Source organism: Pseudorhodoferax soli, from assembly GCF_003337555.1.
GTDB classification, from domain to species: domain Bacteria; phylum Pseudomonadota; class Gammaproteobacteria; order Burkholderiales; family Burkholderiaceae_C; genus Pseudorhodoferax; species Pseudorhodoferax soli.
The window spans coordinates 121,375-137,316 of sequence record NZ_QPJK01000004.1 but is presented as its reverse complement, the minus strand read 5'-3'; the positions used below and the strand labels follow the sequence as shown (position 1 = coordinate 137,316).

The following is a 15,942-nucleotide window of genomic DNA, read 5'->3' as shown; positions in this document are numbered from 1 at the left end:
TGATATGACAACCTCGGCCAACCGGAATGTCCCCGACAGGGAATACCACTACGCACCTACACTGAGGAAATCCGCCCTTTTCGCAGGCATGCCATGGACCCCATCCAGCTCTTCGATCCCGCCTCCAGCACCTACACCTATGTGCTGGCCGACCCCGCCACGCGCGCGGCCGTGATCATCGATCCCGTGGACACGCAGGTCGAGCGCGACCTGGCGCTGCTGCGCGAGCACGGCCTGCAGCTGGCCTGGACGCTGGAGACCCATGCCCATGCCGACCACGTGACCAGCGCCGGGCTGCTGGCCGAGCATGCCGGCGCGCGCACGGCGGCCCCCGCGGGCTGCGGCATCACCACCGCATCGGTGCAGCTGCACGACGGCGAGGAGATCGCCTTCGGCGAGCAGCGCCTGCGCGTGCTGCACACGCCCGGCCACACGGCCGGCAGCATGTGCTACCTGTGGCAGGGCCATGTGTTCACGGGCGACACCTTGCTGATCGGCGGCTGCGGCCGCACCGACTTCCAGTCGGGCAGCGCCGAGGCGCTGTACCGCAGCATCACGGGCGTGCTGTTCCAGCTGCCCGATGCCACCGTGGTCTGGCCCGGCCATGACTACCAGGGCCGCACCAGCTCGACCATCGGTGCGGAGAAGCAGTCGAACCCGCGCGTGGCCGGCAAGAGCGAGGCCGAGTTCGTGGCCATCATGGAAGGCTTGAACCTGCCGCGCCCCAAGCGCATGGACGAGGCCGTGCCGGCCAACCTGCAGTCCGGGCTGGGCCGCGCCGCGGCGTTGCCCGACGAGGCGCCGCGGCCGGCCAGCGGCTACGCCGGGGACGTGACGCCCACGCTGGCCGCGCAGTGGTTCGCGCAGGGCCAGGCGGTGCTGGTGGATGTGCGGACCGACGCCGAGCGCGAGTGGGTGGGCTTCGTGCCCGGCGCCGTGCCCGTGGCCTGGAAGCAATGGCCCGGCATGGCGCTGAACCCGGACTTCGACAGCGCGCTGCGCGCCGCCGTGCCCGCGGGCGGCAAGGTGCTGCTGCTGTGCCGCAGCGGCGTGCGCTCGGTGGCAGCGGCCAAGCGTGCGGCCGAGCTCGGCATCGAGGCCTACAACATCCTCGAAGGCTTCGAGGGCGACCCCGATGCCGATGCGCACCGCAACCGCAAGGGCGGCTGGCGCTTGCGCGGCCTGCCCTGGCGGCAGAACTGAAGCGCGGAGGCCGCCATGTGCCGCAGCATCAAGACCTTGTTCAACTTCGAACCGCCCGCGACCGAGCTGGAGATCCGCGCGGCATCGCTGCAGTTCGTGCGCAAGCTCTCGGGCTTCTCGGTGCCGTCCAAGGCCAATGAGGCGGCCTTCGCGCAGGCGGTCGAGGCCGTCACGGCCACGGCCACCGCATTGCTGGCCGAACTCGTGACGACGGCCGGGCCGAGGAACCGGGAAGAAGAAGCCGACAAGGCCCGCGCGCGCAGCGCGGCCCGCTTCAGCGCCTGACCTGCCGCTCGGGCTGGCACGCGAGCCAGGCCGCGTAGCTGCTGTCCGCCGGCAGCTGGTGCGCCGCGTCCAGCATGAACAGTGCGCCGATCAGGGAGTCGTCCAGCCCGATCGGGAATGCCGGCTGCAGCCGGGGCACCGCGCCACGCCCCAGGGCCTGGCCCAGTTCCAGGTCGACGAGCCGGCGGCCGTGCCGGATGTCGGCCAGCGCATCGGCGTCCAGGCCCGCGGCCTCGGCCAGCTGCTCCAGCTCCTCGAGCCCGGACACGGGTTCGAGCTGCAGCCAGCCGACCGCGCCGGCCGCCGTGCGCCCGAGGATGCCGAACGGGTCGCCCAGCACCACATGCTCGACGAAGCCGTGCTGGTCCAGCAACTGCTGCAGCGCACGCGCGGTGGAAGGCACGCGCAGCTGTGCGTTCTGTACCGGCGTCAGCGTGCTGCGCCAGATTTGCGAGGCCCGCGTGTTGGCGTTCGAGGGCATGTGGCGCAGCACCGTCAGCAGGCGCGCGGCCACGTCGGGGTCCTGCTTGGGCAGGAACTGGTCGATCAGCGCGCGGTTGAAGGCATCGACCGCGATCTGCTCGTCCGCCTGGCCGGTGAGCAGCACGCGCAGGCCGGGCCAGTCGCTGAGCGCTGCCAGCGCATCCAGGCCGTTCATCTGCGGCATCGAGTAGTCGACGATGCAGGCGTGCGTCAGCGCGTAGCGCGCACGCGCCGGCCCGGCCCAGTAGGCCAGCACCTGGGGCAGCAGCGGCGTGGCGCCCTGGCGCCAGCGGTCGATGATCTGCTGCTGCGCCCAGGCATCGTCTTCCCAGACGGCCGACTCCTGCTGCAGCAGGCCCAGGCATTCGTCGACGCTGGTGTGCAGGCGCACGTTCCAGTGGCCGGGCAGCATCAGTGCCAGCATCTGCAGGTAGTCCGGATCGTCGTCCAGGAACGAAAAACTGCCGGGGCAATGGAACAGCGGAAGGCTCATGGAGGGGGCAGGTGGGTCCTGGAAAGTGCCGGTGGTATTGTCACGGCAAGGTTTTCCCATGTCGCCACGCTCACCTGTCAGAACTGCCAGTCGCACCTTGATCGAACTCCTGCGGGAGTGGTTGCACGCGCTTGCCGCGCAGGATGTGGGGGCCATCGTGGTGCTGGGGCCGGAGCTGCAGGGCGACCCGTCCGAGCGCCGCGTGCTGGCCGTCTACCCGCTCAGCGCGCAGCAGGCGGCCTATGCGCTGGCGCGCAGCCCCGATTTCGGCGAAGGTCCGCAGCGCCTTGGCATGCCGGCCGTGGCCTGGCAGGCGCTGGCGCGGCCGTTGCACCAGCCCGAGGCCGAGGTCGATGCGCACTGGCGCAGCACCTGGATGGCGCTGGGCCTGCAGGCGGTGGTGCGCGTGAGCTTCGGCTTGCCGGCCGGGCGCAGCTTCGATTGCTTTCTGTTCGTCTCCGGCGAACAGCAGCAGCGCAGCCATGCGGCCATGCTGGGCTGGCTCGCCCAGGGGTTCTGGCCCACCCTGCGCAGCGCGCTGGTGGCGGCCTGGAGCCCGCTGACGCGGCGCGAGGAAGAGTGCCTGCGCCTGGCCTTCGACGGCTTGACCGCGCGCGCCAGTGCCGAGCGCATGGCGTGCTCCGAGCGCACGGTGAACTTCCACATGGCCAACGCCATGGCCAAGCTCGGCGCAGACAACAAGATGGCGGCGATCCAGCGCGCCTGCTGGCTCGGCGCGATCTAGGGGCGGCGCATCAACCGCTTGCCGGCGGCGCGGCGCGCAGCAGTGCCTGCTCGGCCGCCTCGTAGGCGGCAGCCAGGCGCAGCACACCGGCGTCGTCGCGCGGCCGGCCGATCAGCTGCAGGCCCATCGGCAGGCCTTTGTGCAAGCCCTGCCCGAAGCCCGCCGGGATGCTGATGGCCGGCAGGCCCGCGAAGGTGGCGTAGATCACCACCTCCATCCAGCGGTGGTAGGTGTCCATCGTGCGGCCGGCGATCTGCGCGGGCCAGCGCTCCGTGGCCGCAAAGGGCCAGACCTGCGCGCTGGGCAGGGCCAGCACATCGTGGTGCTCGAACAGGCCGAGCAGGTGCTGGTAGAAGGCGGTGCGCCGGCTGCTGGCGGCCATGAACTGCGCGGCACTGGTGCCCTGGCCCTGCTCGTATTCCCACAGCGCCTCGGGCTTGATGCGTTCGCGTGCCTGCGGCAGCGCCAGCAGCGGCGCGATGCGCGCGCCCACGAGCACGCGGCGCCAGACCAGCCAGGCCTCCCAGACCGGCTCGGGCGCGGTGCCGAGCGCCGTGGGCTCGACCACGCAGCCCAGGGCGGCCAGGCGGTGCAGCGCCTGCTCGCAGCAGTCCAGCACGCCGGCTTCCATGGGCAGGTAGCCATCCAGGTCGCCGAGCCAGGCGATGCGCACCGGCCGCGATGCACGATGGGCCTGGCCCAGCGCCTCGGCGAAGCGCGCGCCATCGTCCAGCGACAGCGGGGCCCGCGGATCGTGCCCGGCCTGGGTGTCGAGCATGCGCGCCAGGTCGCGCACCGTGCGTGCCATCGGGCCGGCCGTGCCCAGTTGCGCCAGCCAGGCATCGGCGGCCGGCACCTGGGGCACGCGGCCCTGGCTGGGCCGCATGCCGAAGATGTGGTTCCAGCCCGCCGGGTTGCGCAGGCTGCCCATGAAGTCCGAGCCATCGGCCACGGCCAGCATGCGCTGGGCCAGCGCCACGGCCGCGCCGCCGCTGCTGCCGCCGGCCGAGCGCGCCGGGTCCCAGGCGTTGCCCGTGGTGCCGAAGACCGTGTTGAACGTGTGCGAGCCCAGGCCGAATTCGGGCGTGTTGGTCTTGCCGATCACGATGCCGCCGGCCGCCTTGATGCGCGCGACCATCAGCTCGTCCTCGCGCGGCACCTGCTGCGCCAGCAGCGGCGAGCCGTGCGTCGTGGCGATGCCGGCCGTGGCCGAGAGGTCCTTGATGGCCTGCGGAATGCCGTGCAGCCAGCCCTTGGGTTGGCCGCGCGCGAGCAGCGCATCGTGCGCGTCGGCCTCGGCCACCAGGGCTTCGGGCTCGCGCAGGCTCACGATGGCGTTGAAGCGCGGGTTGCGCTCATGGATGCGGGCCAGTGTGGCCTGCATCAGTTCGCGGCAGGACAGCTGGCCGGCGTGCAGGGCCTGCGAGAGGCCGGTGGCGTCGAATGCATCGAGGATGTTCTGGGGCATGCCCGGTTTATAGGGCAACTGCGACCTTGGCATCCGCAGTGCCGAGCAGCATCGATGTCGATGAAGCGCTGGCTTGCGCGTAGAGGTGCCGAAGGCCGCGGAGCAGGCCATGCCAGCAGACGCTTTGGTCCGGGCTCTGCCCGGCCGCTCGCGGCGCCCCCCGGGGGGGTATCGGATGGCGTAGCCATCCAAACGGGGGAGATCAGTTGACCGTGATGCGGTCGACCTCGAACTCGCGTTTGCGCAGGCCCTTGTCGAACTCGCCGAACAGCTCCACGCGCTGCTCGGCGCCGATGCTCTGGCCGGCCGGAAAGCGGTCGTCGTCGATCTCCACCGTGATGCGGCCGCTGTCGTCGGCGAAGGTGTACTTGTCGCCGCCGTCGTGCGAGACGATGCGGCCCTGCAGGCGCGCATGCTGGTCGTCCTGGCCGGTCTCCAGCAGCTGCTTGACGGTCATCAGCGGGACCGAGCTCGGGCCGCTGTAGCTGCCGTGCTGCGCGGTGGCCGCCGGCCGCGCGCCCACGCTGGGGCCGGTGTAGCCGGCGGCCGGCTGGGCGTGTGCGGCGGCGCCCGCGAACAGGGCGGCGGCGATGGTGGCGGTGGCGATGTGGTGGCGCATGGTGGTCAACTCCTTCGGTGCGTTTGCCGCGGACCCGTTCCGCGGCGTGGCTGCATTGGACGCGCCGCAGATGAAGGCAATCTGATGTGCCGCGCTACCAGCTGGCCGGCCCGCCATCGAGCATGCGCTGCGCGAGCAGGAAGCCGGCCGCGTTCCAGCTCTGGCCCGGCATGCCGCGCGGCTCCAACGTCCTGCCGTGGAACCACTCGGTGAAGCGCCAGCCATGCGCGGCATTGGCCTGCGCCAGCCCGAGCAGCACGCTCTGCGCCTGGTCCCTGCGCCCGAGCCGCGCCAAGGCCATCGCCCAGAAGCCGCCCACGAAGGGCCAGATGCCGCCGTTGTGGTACTGGTGCACGAGGTTCTGCTGGTGCCGCTCCATGTAGCGGCGCCACAGCTCGTGTTGGCGCGTCAGGGGGTGCAGCACCACGCGCACGGGGTAGGGCACGTCTGCATGCGCGGCCGTGATGGTGTCGGCGATGCGGGCGGCCATGGCCTCGTCGGCCAGGCCGCAGAGCATGGCCAGCACATTGCCGAAGACGTCGCCCTCGTCGCCGACCACGGCCAGGTTCACGAAGGAGAGGTACAGCCCCGGATCGCGCCGGCCGCGCCGCGCATAGTGGCGCAGCAGGCGAGCCCGGTGGTACTCCGGCAGGTCGCGCTGGAACGGGTTGAACAGGTGGTTGAAGTGGTGCGACGTGGCCTCGGCCTCGTCGAGCGCGAAGCGGCGCTTGACCTCGAACCACAGCGCATTCGTGTAGAGCACGTAGCCCGAGCGCGGCATGATGTCGGCCCAGTCGCTGGCCTCGTTCTGCTGCAGCAGCCGGAAGGTCTGGTGCTCCTGCGCCAGCAGCCAGCCGATGGCGCGCTGCACACCGTCCTGCCAACGCGTGGCCCCCACGCTGCCGTGCCGGCGCACATGGTCCACCGCGATCAGCCACCACAGCGTGGCGTCGATGCAGCCCAGGTACCAGAAGTCCGCATCCAGGCCATCGGGGTCCACGTACTTGGGGACCTGGCCGTTCGGCGCCTGCTGCGCGGCCAGTGCTTCGAGGCTGGCCACGGCACCACGCTCCAGTGCCGGCACGCCGCTGCCGCACATGGCCATCACGCAGATGGCGGCATCGCGGCCGAAGATGCGCGTGTAGCGCCGTGCCTCGGCCGCCTGCGTGCGGCTGGCGGCCAGGATGCCGTGCGGCGTGCAGTTGGCCTCCAGCAGGGCCAGCGCGGCCCGGGTGCAGTCGGCCAGCAGCGTGGCGGGGTCGTGGTGCGGGTCGGTCATGGCCGGGCATTCTGAAGCAGGGCGCAAAGTCCCGCGGCATGATGCCGGCATGCCGACCGCACCCACCCTGGAGCAGCTGCGCCGCCACGCGATCGCGCGCACGCTGTTCACGCCCACCACGCTGCCGCGCGCCATCGCCCGCCTGGGCTTCGTGCAGGCCGACCCGATCCGCGCGCCGGCGCGCGCGCAAGACCTCACGCTGCGCCACCGGGTGCGCGACTACCGCGCCGGCGACCTGGAGCGGCGCTACGCCAGGCTTGGGATCGAGGAGGATTTCTTCGTCAACTACGGCTTCCTGCCGCGCGCGCATGCCGACCTGATGCACCCGCGCCAGGCGCGCGAGGTCTGGACGCCCGAGCGCGCGCGCCAGGCTGCCGCGGTGCTGGAGTTCGTGCGCGCGCGGGGTGCCGTGCATCCGCGCGAGGTCGAGGCCGAGTTCGCGCACGGCAAGACGCGCAACTGGTTCGGCGGTTCATCCAACGCCAGCACGCAGCTGCTGGACGCCATGCACTACCGCGGCCAGCTGCGCGTGCTGCGGCGCGACGGCGGCACCCGCGTGTATGCCGTGCGCAGCGCTGGCCTGGCCGCCGCCGATGCGCAGGCCGTCGCCGCGCGCATGGACGCGTTGATCGACCTCACGGTGGCCAAGTACGCGCCACTGCCCGCGGCCAGCCTGGGCCAGTTGCTGAGCCATCTGCTGCGTGGCGGCGCGCCGCAGTGGGCGGCCGAGCGCGCCGCGGCACTGGCCCGCGCGCGGCTGCGGCTGGCCTGTGCGCGCATCGACGGCGTGGACTGGTACTGGCCGGCCGCCGAGAACCCGGCGGCCGCGCGCTGGCGGCCCGACGAAGGCGTGCGCCTGCTCACGCCCTTCGACCCCGTGGTCTGGGACCGGCGCCGCTTCGAACTGTTCTGGGGCTGGGCCTACCGCTTCGAGGCCTACACGCCCGCGCCGCGCCGTCAGCTCGGCTACTACGCGCTGCCGCTGCTGTGGCACGAGCAGGTGGTCGGTTGGGGCAACCTCTCGGTGGTCGACGGTGCGCTGCTGGCGCAGTTCGGCTACGTTGCAGGCAAGGCGCCACGCGCAGCGGCGTTCCGCACCGGCCTGGACGAGGAGCTCGACCGCATGCGCGCCTTCCTCGGCCGGACCTGAGGGGGCGGCCTACAGCAGCAGCAGCGCCGCGGCGGCCACGGCCGTCGGCCCCAGCGCGCCGAGCAGCAGCCCGCCGGCGCTGATGGTCTCGTCGGAGAAACCGCGCTTGAGCAGCGCCACGCCGGCCGGGTTGGGCGCGTTGGCGATCACCGTGAGGCCGCCGCCGGCCACGGCACCCGCCATCAGCATGTACTTGGCCTGGTCGGACATGCCTTCGATCAGCGAGCCCAGGTAGGTGAGTGCCGCGTTGTCGGTGACGGCCGTCAGGCCCAGCGCGCCGAAGAACAGCGCCAGGGGCTCCAGTCCCGAGACGATGGGCTGCAGCCACCACTGCTGCATGCCGCCCAACACCACCAGCCCGGCCAGGAAGAAGCCGACCAGCAGCGCCTCCTTGAGGATCAGCGGGCTCTGGTGCGTGGCGTAGGCCTGGGTATAGCCCATGAACATCAGGAACAGGCCCAGGAAGATGACGGGGTGGTGTGCGAACAGCACCACCCCGGCCAACAGGAGCAGGTGCACGGCCACGACCGTGAATGGCACGCGGGCTTCGACCGGGTCGTCCTCGTGCGCGGGCGGCGCAGGCTTCAGGTGCCGGCGCAGCATGAAGGTGGCCAGGCTGGCATTCACGAGCACGGCCAGCGCCGATTTCCAGCCGAAGTTCATCAGCATGAAATGGCTGTCCCATTGCCAGGTGGCGGCCACCATCAGCACCGGCGGCGCGGCGTACGAGGTCAGCGTGCCGCCGATGGACACGTTGACGAACAGCACGCCGAGCGCCAGGTACTTGACGCCCTCGGGCACGTCGCGGCGGAAGATCTGCGGCGCCAGCATGAGGGCGGCGATCGTCATGGCGGCCGGCTCGGTGATGAGCGAGCCGAACAGCGGCACGGCCGCCAGGCCCAGCCAGGCCGTGGCCAGGGGGGTGGGGACGGGGACGACGCGCGCCGTCACATTGACCAGCGACATGACCGTGCGCAGCACCGGCCGCGAGGCGGCCATCACCATCACGACGAAGACGAACAGCGGCTCGGTGTAGTTGCGCGACTCAGCGTATTCCAGCGCCTGCGGGCCGCTCGCGAACAAGGCCAGCGCCACGATGAGCACGATGGCCCAGAAGCCGAACACGACTTCGATCTCGCCCAACAGATGGAACAGACCGGCGTGGCGCGGATAGCGGTGCGACAGGCGTTCGAACTGCTTGGCGGCGAACGTGTGCACCAGCGCGATGCCGAAGAGCGTGGCGGCGATCCACTGGATCGTGGGGTCGGACATGGGTTTCCCGGACGTAGGCAGGCCGCGCGGCGGCCCGACCTGCGCGAAGACCTGGCATGCCCGATGCGGCGTGCCACCCAGGCGCGCATTGTAGGAATGCGTGCCAAGCCCCTGCCATGGGTCAGGGCACGGCGCGGTGCAAGACGGTCCGCGGGGGGGGCGTTATTGCAGGGGTTCAGTCCCCGTCTTCGTTGCTGGACAGCGACGGCACCGGCAGGGCGTGCAGGGCCTCGGCCAGCGCCTGGCGGCAGCGCGCCTCGTCGCCGACCTGCTCCATCAGCAGCAGCGCCAGCCGCGCCAGGAACAAGGCCTCGCGCGCCGGGCCGGCCTCGGTGATGGCGTGGGCGCATGCGGCGTAGAGGCGGTCGCGCGCGTCCGCGGGCAGGGCGTGGTTCATTGCTTCCATGTCGGATCCAGCCGGTCGATGCGCCGCAGCATCGCGGCGAAGAGGTCCTGGCCCATGGCGGCGCCGCCGAGGAAGCGGCGGGCGTCCTCCACGCAGCCCTGGCGCACGGTCTCGCCGATGGGCTGGCACGGCCCCAGTGCCGCGCCGGCCACCTGGACCTCGCAGGCGCGCTGCAGCGCCCACAGCGTGTACAGCGCCTTGGGCAGGGTCTCGCTCCAGACCAGGAGGCCGTGGTTGCGCAGGATGACGGCCTGGCGCTCGCCCACGCTGGCCAGCAGGCGCGGGCCTTCGTCGGCGTGCAGCGTGATGCCCTCGAAGTCGTGGTAGGCCACGCGGTCGCTGAGCTGGGCCGCGTAGAAGTTGGTCGTCTCCAGGCCGCGGGCGCTGCAGGCCACGGCCATGCCGGCCGTGGTGTGGGTGTGCATCACGCACTGCGCGCCCGCCAGGTGGCGGTGCAGCGTGGCGTGTGGCGTGAAGCCGGCCGGGTTGATCGGCCAGGGGCTGTCGGACAGCAGGCGGCCGTCCAGGTCGACCTTCACGAGGTTGGAGGCCGTGACCTCGCTGTAGTGCAGGCCGAAGGGGTTGAGCAGGAAGTGGTGCTCGGGCCCCGGCACGCGCAGCGAGATGTGGTTGTAGATGCCTTCGCTCCAGCCCCAGAAGTCGAAGATGCGGTAGCAGGCGGCCAGCTGCAGCCGGGCCTGCCATTCGGTGGGCGCGATGCCGCTGGGGCAGGCCGCCAGCGCGGCCGGCAGCGGGTCGTGGACAGTGTTCATGCGGTGGTCTCCTCGTGGTGGATGCAGGTGGCGCGCGCGAGCGCGCTGGCCAGCACGCCGGCCGGCGGCAGGCCAGGCCAGCGTGCGGCCACATGGCCGTCGGGGCGCAGCAGCAGCGTGGCACCGTCGTCGGGCTGCAGCGGCAGCAGCGTGAGCGACAGCGGGCCGGCGTCGTCGGCGAGCGCCGCGGCGTGCGCGGGCCGGCACAGCAGCGCGAAGCCCGGGCCCATGTGGTCGAGCAGATGGCCGCCACCGGGCAGCTGCCGGTCGGCCAACACTTCGCCGGGCAGCGGGCCGACGATGGCGTGGGCGTCGGGGGTGGACAGCGGCGAATCTTCGTAGCGCACGGCCTCGGTCTGGCGCGGGTTGATCAGCTGCGCGATGCCGCGGTGCCGCTCTGCCAGCGACAGCGCCGCTTCGCGCAGCAGGTCGAAGCCGCGCGAGGGCGGCGACATGAACTCGGTGCTGCGCATGGCGTTCTCCGCGTTGGTGTGGAAGGCGGCGATGCGTTCCTGCGAATAGCTGTCCAGCAGTGCGCTGCCCGCCCGGCCCTGCGCCACCAGCGCCAGCTTCCAGGCAAGGTTGTCTGCGTCGTCGAAGCCCGAGTTCAGGCCGCGCACGCCGAAGATCGGCATGGCATGCGCGGCGTTGCCGGCGAACAGCACGCGGCCGTGGCGGTAGCTGTCCAGCGTCATCGCACCGGCGCGGTAGACCGAGGTCCAGACCGGCTTCCAGGGCAGGTGGCCTTCGCCGATGGCGTCCAGGTGGCGCTGCACGAAGGCCTGCACGGCCGCGGGCGACAAGGCCTCCTCCGAGCTCTGGCCCGGGCGCAGCTGGTAGTCGATCCGCCAGATGTTGTCGGGCTGCGGGTGCATGAGCACGGTGCCGCCGCGGTGCCAGGGCGGGTCGAACCAGGCACGGCGCTCCACCGGGTGCCGGCTCGGCAGTGCGATGTCGATGATCACGTAGCGGCCCTCGTAGGCCGCGCCGTGCAGCTCCAGGCCCAGCGCCTTGCGCACGAAGCTCTGGCCGCCGTCGCAGGCCACCAGCCAGCCGGCGTCGACCGTGTAGTCGCCCAGCGCATTGCGGGCCTGCAGTTGCACGCCGTCGGCCTGCTGCGCGAAGCCGCTCAAAGCCGTGCTCCAGCGCAGATCGATCAGGCCCGGCGTGGCGGCGTTGCAGCGGCCGATCGCGTCGAGCAGGAACTGCTCGATGTAGTACTGTGACAGGTTCAGCATGGGCGGCAGCTTCTGGCTGGCGTCGTGCGGCATGGCGAAGCGCAGCACCTCGGTGGTCTGGTAGAAGCTGCGCCCGGCGGTCCACGGCAGGCCCTTGGCCAGGAAGGGCTCGAGCGCGCCCAGGCGCTGCAGGATCTGCAGGCTGCGGCGCGAGACGCAGATCGCGCGGCTGCCGGTGCAGACCGTGTCGTCGGCCTCCAGCAGCACGCTGGGCACGCCCTGCACGGCCAGGCCCAGCGCCAGCGCCATGCCGACCGGGCCGCCACCGGCGATGGCCACGGCATGGCGGCGGGTGTCCCGGCCGTCCTGCAGCGGCGGCAGTTGCGGCGCGTGGCGGGTGTAGTGGAAGGCGCCGACGGACGGCGGCGGGGGCTCGGGTGCGGGCATTTTCTGTCTCCTCGGTTTCTGCGCGATGGCGGGATTGTGCGGAGCCGATACGCCGGCGTGTGTAGTAAGTTCTGATGACAAGGACAAACCCCATGCAACGCTGGCGCATCACCCCCTCCGACCAGGCGCTGGCCGCCCGCGTGGTCGGCGGTGTGCTGGCCGGCGTGGGCACGGCGCGGCTGGCGGCGCACTACCTGGCGGCCCTGCAGGAGCTGCTGCCCGTGACCTTCTGCACCGTGTTCGCGGTGGGCGCCAGCGGCCGCATCGAGACCGTGTCGGCCGCCAGCAGCTATGGCGACACGGCCGAGCGCACGGCCGGCCGCTACGTGGCCGAGCGCTTCGACCGTGTCGATCCCATGCTGGTCTGGCTGGCCGCGCGCAAGCGGCCGGCACGTGCCCAGCTGTGGCTGGGCCACCACCGCGGCGACGAGCTGGCCGACGCGGCCTACCGCGCCGCCTGCTACACCGAGGTCGGCATCCGCGAGCGCGCCTCGGTGCTGGTGCTCTCGCCGAGCGGGCAGCGTGCGGCCATCAGCTGCTACCGCAGCCTGGCGCAGCCGGCGTTCGCTGCGGCGGACTTCGCCTTGCTGGAGGCGCATGCGGCGCTGCTGGCCGAGGCCACGGCCGCGCATGGCCGCGTGGTGGCGGCCGGCGCCCCCGTGGCGGCCGGGCTGGCGGGCGAGCTGCTGCGCCTGAGCCCGCGCGAACGCGAGGTGCTGGACCGTCTCGCGGCCGGCCGCACGGCCAGGGAGGCGGCGCTGGACCTGGGCGTGGCGCTGAGCACCGTGCGCACGCTGCAGTACCGCGCGTTCCGGCGGCTCGGCCTGCGCTCGGTCAAGGACCTGCTGCGCAGCCGGGCCTGATCAGGTGCGTGGCGCGTCTGTGGTGTAGGCCGCCGTGGCGGCCAGTGCATCGGCGGTGTCGATGTCGGCCTCGGTCAGTCCGGGCGGCAGCACGATCACGCCGTCCGCGTCCGCCACCAGGCGCAGGCCCGGCGTGAAGGTCACGCCGCCGAAGCTGACCGGCACATCGACCTCGCCGCCGTTGCCGCGCCCGCCGCGCCGCGGCACCGTGCCCAGGGCCTTCACGCCGATGTCGATCGTGTCGATCTCCACGCAGTCGCGGATAGCGCCATGGATCACCAGGCCGGCCCAGCCGTTGCGGCTGGCCTTCTCGGCCATGATGTCGCCGAACAGCGCATGCGCGAGCGAGCCGCCGCCGTCGATGACCAGCACCTGGCCATGGCCGGGCTGGCCGAGCAGATCGCGCATCAGCGCGATGTCCTCGAAGCAGCGGATCGTGCGGATGCTGCCGGCGAAGGCGCGGCGCAGGCCGTAGCCGCGCAGCGCCAGCGTGCAGACCTGCGCGGTGTCGCAGGCGTCGCAGAGGTCGGATGTCTTGGGTGGCGCCATGGGTCAGTCGAACACGGCGTGCCACAGCGCCAGCACGGCCTCGCGTTCGCTGGCCACTTCTGCAGCCTCAACCTGCGTGGGCGCTTCGTCCAGCCGCGCGCGGTGCTGCAGGTGGCGCAGCTCGCGGTAAGCATCGGCCGCGGCGTGGCCCACGCCCGTGGGCAGCAGGCCGCAGGCCTCGGCGCGGTGCAGCAGCGCGATGTTGCCCACGTTGGCGATGAGTTCGGCATGCCGGGCGGAGTGCGCCAGCACCAGGTACTGCACGGCGAACTCGGCATCGACCATGCCACCGGGGCTGTGCTTGAGGTCGAACTTCTGGCCGCGGACCGGGTGGGCGGCGCGGACCTTCTCGCGCATGGCGACGATCTCGCTGCGCAGCGCCTGCGCGTCGCGTTCGGAGGTCACCACGGCGCTGCGCACGGCGTCGAAGCGCGGCTGCAGCGCATCCATGCCGACGACGAAGCGCGCGCGCGTCATGGCCTGGTGTTCCCAGGTCCATGCGGTGTTGCTGCCGCGGCCCTTCTGGTAGTTGGCGTAGGCCTCGAAGCTGGTGATGAGCAGGCCGGAGTTGCCGTTCGGCCGCAGCGCGGTGTCGATCTCGAACAGGTCGCCCTCGCGCGTCTTGACGGTCAGCCAGTTGATCATCTTGCGCACGAAGGCCGCATAGGCCTCGGGTGCGCGCTCGTCTTCGTCCTCGTAGACGAAGACGATGTCCAGGTCGCTGCCGTAGCCCAGCTCTTTGCCGCCCAGCTTGCCGTAGCCGATGATGGCGTACTGCGGCTCGTCGCGGTGGGCGTTCTTCAGGCGCTGCCAGCACCAGCGGGCCGTCACGCGCAGCATGGTGTCGGCCAGTGCGGAGAGGTCGTCGGCCACCTGCTCCACGGTCAGCCGGCCCTCCACGTCGCGCGCCAGCGTGCGGAAGGCTTCGGCATGGTGGGCGCGGCGCAGCAGGTTGAGCAGCTCCTCTTCGTCGTCCTCGCCGGTGCGCGCCAGCGAGGCGCGGCGCTCTTCCAGTTCGCTCTCGAAGGCCTCGGGCACGAAGCGTTCGGCCAGCATCGAGGCCGAGGCCAGCTCGTCGATCACGCCGGGGTGGCGCAGCAGGTAGCGCGCCGGCCAGCGCGCCGCGCCCAGCAGGCGCAGCAGGCGTTCGTGGGTGGCCGGGCGCTCCAGCAGCAGCGCGAGGTAGCTCTCGCGGCGCAGCAGCGGCTCGACCCAGTCGGTCCAGCGCAGTGCGCCCTGCAACCGGTGCGTCGCGTCGATGCCTTCGCCCGGATGCTCGTCGCGCAGCCAGTCGGCCGTGCGCTGCACCAGGCGCAGCAGGCGGCCGCGGCTCTCGTCGCGCAGCGCCGCCACGCGCGGATGGTTGCGCCAGGCCTCGATGCGCTGGCGGAAGTCGGCCGGCAGGCGTTCGAGCACGGCGTCGAAGTCCGGCACCGCCGCGGCGCCCTGGGCCTTGGGGCCGCCCTTGCAATTGCCCTTGCAGGGCTTGGCGTCGCCGCCGAGCAGGATGTCGAACTCCTGCGCGACGAACTCGCGGTGCTGGTCCAGCTCGGACAGGAAGGGGCAGCACGAGGCATAGCCCATGGTCTCGGCGATCCAGGCCAGGTCCTCGTCGCCCGAGGGCAGCACATGGGTCTGCTGGTCGTCCAGGTATTGGATGCGGTGTTCCACGCGGCGCAGGAACACGTAGGCCTGGGCCAGCGACTCGGCCGTGGCCTGGGGCATGAGCCCGGCGCGGGTCAGGCGCGGCAGCGCGTCCAGCGTGGAGCGCGTGCGCAGTTCGGGGAACTGGCCGCCGCGCACCACCTGCAGCAACTGCACGATGAACTCGATCTCGCGGATGCCGCCGCGCGAGAGCTTGACGTCGTTGGCGCGCTCGGGATGGCCGGCGGCGCGGCGTGCGGCGTGTTCGCGGATCTGCCGGTGCAGCGTGCGCAGCGCCTCGAACACGTTGTAGTCCAGGTAGCGGCGGAACACGAAGGGCAGCACGACGCTGCGCAGCTCGCTGGCCGAGCTGTCCTCCACGCAGCGGCGCGGTGCCACCACGCGGCTCTTGAGCCAGGCGAAGCGCTCCCACTCGCGGCCCTGCACCTGCAGGTAGTCCTCCAGCGCGCCGAGCGAGATGGCCGGCGGGCCCGAGTTGCCGTGCGGGCGCAGCGCCAGGTCGACGCGGAACACGAAACCGTGCTCGGTGGTTTCGCCGACCAGCGCGTAGACGGTCTTGATGGCGCGCGAGAAGTACTCGTGGTTGCTGATGCGCCCACGTCCCGCGGCCGTGCCGGCGGTCTCGCCGTCCTGGTCGTAGATGTAGATCAGGTCGATGTCGCTGGAGACATTGAGCTCGCGCGCGCCCAGCTTGCCCATGCCGATGACCCACAGCTGGGCGCGCCGGCCGTCGGCCGTGCAGGGCATGCCGTGGCCTTCGTCGAGTTCGCGCTCGGCCTGCAGCAGGGCATGGTCGAGTGCCAGCTCGGCCAGCTCGGTGACGGCCGTGGTCACCACCGCGAGGTCGGACTGCTGCTCGCAATCGAGCACCACCAGGCGCTCCATGACCAGCTGGCGCAGCATGCGCAGCGCTGCGCTGAGGCCGTGGCCCTGGGCCAGCAGCTGCGCCAGCGTGGCCTGCATGGCGGCCTTGCGCGGCGGCCCCGGCGGCAGCATCGGCAGTTCGGCCGCGTAGCGGCGGCGCAGGCGCTGCACGAAGCGCGAATGCGTGGCCATGGCCGGGC

15 protein-coding genes and 1 pseudogene are annotated in these 15,942 nt (G+C 72.0%); 6 read left to right on the top strand and 10 right to left on the bottom strand.

All coding sequences use genetic code 11. The annotated features are described in order from the left end of the window. Window positions 1-93: 93 nt before the first annotated feature. The 3 genes and pseudogenes from DES41_RS39075 to DES41_RS15440 all read left to right on the top strand — a co-directional run. Window positions 94-594, top strand: a pseudogene (locus tag DES41_RS39075) (MBL fold metallo-hydrolase); the annotation flags it as partial. Between the two features lie 138 nt (window positions 595-732). Further along, window positions 733-1,203, top strand: a complete 471-nt coding sequence (locus DES41_RS39070; RefSeq protein WP_245965754.1) for a rhodanese-like domain-containing protein — start codon at window positions 733-735, stop codon at window positions 1,201-1,203. Window positions 1,204-1,218: 15 nt separating this feature from the next. After that, complete coding sequence (locus tag DES41_RS15440; protein ID WP_114468564.1) at window positions 1,219-1,488, top strand: DUF2277 domain-containing protein; 270 nt, start codon at window positions 1,219-1,221, stop codon at window positions 1,486-1,488. Here the strand turns inward: DES41_RS15440 and DES41_RS15435 are convergent. Beyond that, on the bottom strand, window positions 1,478-2,464 hold the full coding sequence (locus DES41_RS15435; protein ID WP_170168189.1) for a response regulator: 987 nt from the start codon (window positions 2,462-2,464) through the stop codon (window positions 1,478-1,480). The two genes, DES41_RS15440 and DES41_RS15435, sit on opposite strands and share 11 nt — an antisense overlap. 97 nt (window positions 2,465-2,561) lie before the next feature. On the opposite strand from DES41_RS15435, the gene DES41_RS15430 reads away from it, so the two are divergent. Then, window positions 2,562-3,209, top strand: a complete 648-nt coding sequence (locus DES41_RS15430) for a helix-turn-helix transcriptional regulator (RefSeq protein ID WP_245965725.1) — start codon at window positions 2,562-2,564, stop codon at window positions 3,207-3,209. A gap of 10 nt (window positions 3,210-3,219) precedes the next feature. Here DES41_RS15430 and DES41_RS15425 read toward each other — a convergent pair whose 3' ends face one another. The 3 genes from DES41_RS15425 to DES41_RS15415 all read right to left on the bottom strand — a co-directional run bounded on the left by DES41_RS15425 (window position 3,220) and on the right by DES41_RS15415 (window position 6,575). Continuing rightward, a complete protein-coding gene (locus DES41_RS15425) occupies window positions 3,220-4,677 on the bottom strand; it encodes an amidase (RefSeq protein WP_114468562.1) in 1,458 nt (485 codons plus the stop codon). Window positions 4,678-4,879: 202 nt separating this feature from the next. Further along, window positions 4,880-5,296, bottom strand: a complete 417-nt coding sequence (locus tag DES41_RS15420; RefSeq protein ID WP_114468561.1) for a YgiW/YdeI family stress tolerance OB fold protein — start codon at window positions 5,294-5,296, stop codon at window positions 4,880-4,882. A 94-nt stretch (window positions 5,297-5,390) separates the two neighbouring features. Then, a complete protein-coding gene (locus DES41_RS15415; protein ID WP_114468560.1) occupies window positions 5,391-6,575 on the bottom strand; it encodes an amylo-alpha-1,6-glucosidase in 1,185 nt (394 codons plus the stop codon). A 49-nt stretch (window positions 6,576-6,624) separates the two neighbouring features. Between DES41_RS15415 and DES41_RS15410 the strand changes: the two genes are divergently transcribed. Then, the gene (locus tag DES41_RS15410) at window positions 6,625-7,725 is read left to right on the top strand and encodes a DNA glycosylase AlkZ-like family protein (RefSeq protein ID WP_114468559.1); all 1,101 of its coding nucleotides are present in this window, start codon (window positions 6,625-6,627) and stop codon (window positions 7,723-7,725) included. 9 nt (window positions 7,726-7,734) lie between these two features. Here DES41_RS15410 and DES41_RS15405 read toward each other — a convergent pair whose 3' ends face one another. The 4 genes from DES41_RS15405 to DES41_RS15390 all read right to left on the bottom strand — a co-directional run bounded on the left by DES41_RS15405 (window position 7,735) and on the right by DES41_RS15390 (window position 11,801). Beyond that, the gene (locus tag DES41_RS15405) at window positions 7,735-8,997 is read right to left on the bottom strand and encodes a putative Na+/H+ antiporter (protein ID WP_114468558.1); all 1,263 of its coding nucleotides are present in this window, start codon (window positions 8,995-8,997) and stop codon (window positions 7,735-7,737) included. A gap of 175 nt (window positions 8,998-9,172) precedes the next feature. Further along, complete coding sequence (locus DES41_RS15400; RefSeq protein ID WP_114468557.1) at window positions 9,173-9,394, bottom strand: DUF2783 domain-containing protein; 222 nt, start codon at window positions 9,392-9,394, stop codon at window positions 9,173-9,175. Beyond that, window positions 9,391-10,176: a class II aldolase/adducin family protein gene (locus DES41_RS15395; RefSeq protein ID WP_114468556.1), complete on the bottom strand. Its 786-nt coding sequence runs from the start codon at window positions 10,174-10,176 to the stop codon at window positions 9,391-9,393. The genes DES41_RS15400 and DES41_RS15395 overlap by 4 nt, the downstream gene beginning before the upstream one ends. Next, entirely contained in the window at window positions 10,173-11,801 is a 1,629-nt protein-coding gene (locus DES41_RS15390; RefSeq protein WP_114468555.1) for an FAD-dependent monooxygenase, read from the bottom strand. The genes DES41_RS15395 and DES41_RS15390 overlap by 4 nt, the downstream gene beginning before the upstream one ends. A gap of 92 nt (window positions 11,802-11,893) precedes the next feature. Here DES41_RS15390 and DES41_RS15385 point away from each other — a divergent pair, with 92 nt between their 5' ends. Continuing rightward, window positions 11,894-12,664 carry a helix-turn-helix transcriptional regulator gene (locus tag DES41_RS15385; protein ID WP_114468554.1) on the top strand — a complete coding sequence of 257 codons (771 nt, stop codon included), beginning with the start codon at window positions 11,894-11,896 and terminating at the stop codon, window positions 12,662-12,664. On the opposite strand, the gene rraA is transcribed toward DES41_RS15385, so the two are convergent. Both rraA and glnE read right to left on the bottom strand, forming a co-directional pair. Next, complete coding sequence (gene rraA / locus DES41_RS15380) at window positions 12,665-13,213, bottom strand: ribonuclease E activity regulator RraA (RefSeq protein ID WP_114468553.1); 549 nt, start codon at window positions 13,211-13,213, stop codon at window positions 12,665-12,667. A 3-nt stretch (window positions 13,214-13,216) separates the two neighbouring features. Next, the gene (gene glnE, locus DES41_RS15375; protein WP_245965724.1) at window positions 13,217-15,934 is read right to left on the bottom strand and encodes a bifunctional [glutamate--ammonia ligase]-adenylyl-L-tyrosine phosphorylase/[glutamate--ammonia-ligase] adenylyltransferase; all 2,718 of its coding nucleotides are present in this window, start codon (window positions 15,932-15,934) and stop codon (window positions 13,217-13,219) included. Between the last annotated feature and the right edge of the window lie 8 nt (window positions 15,935-15,942).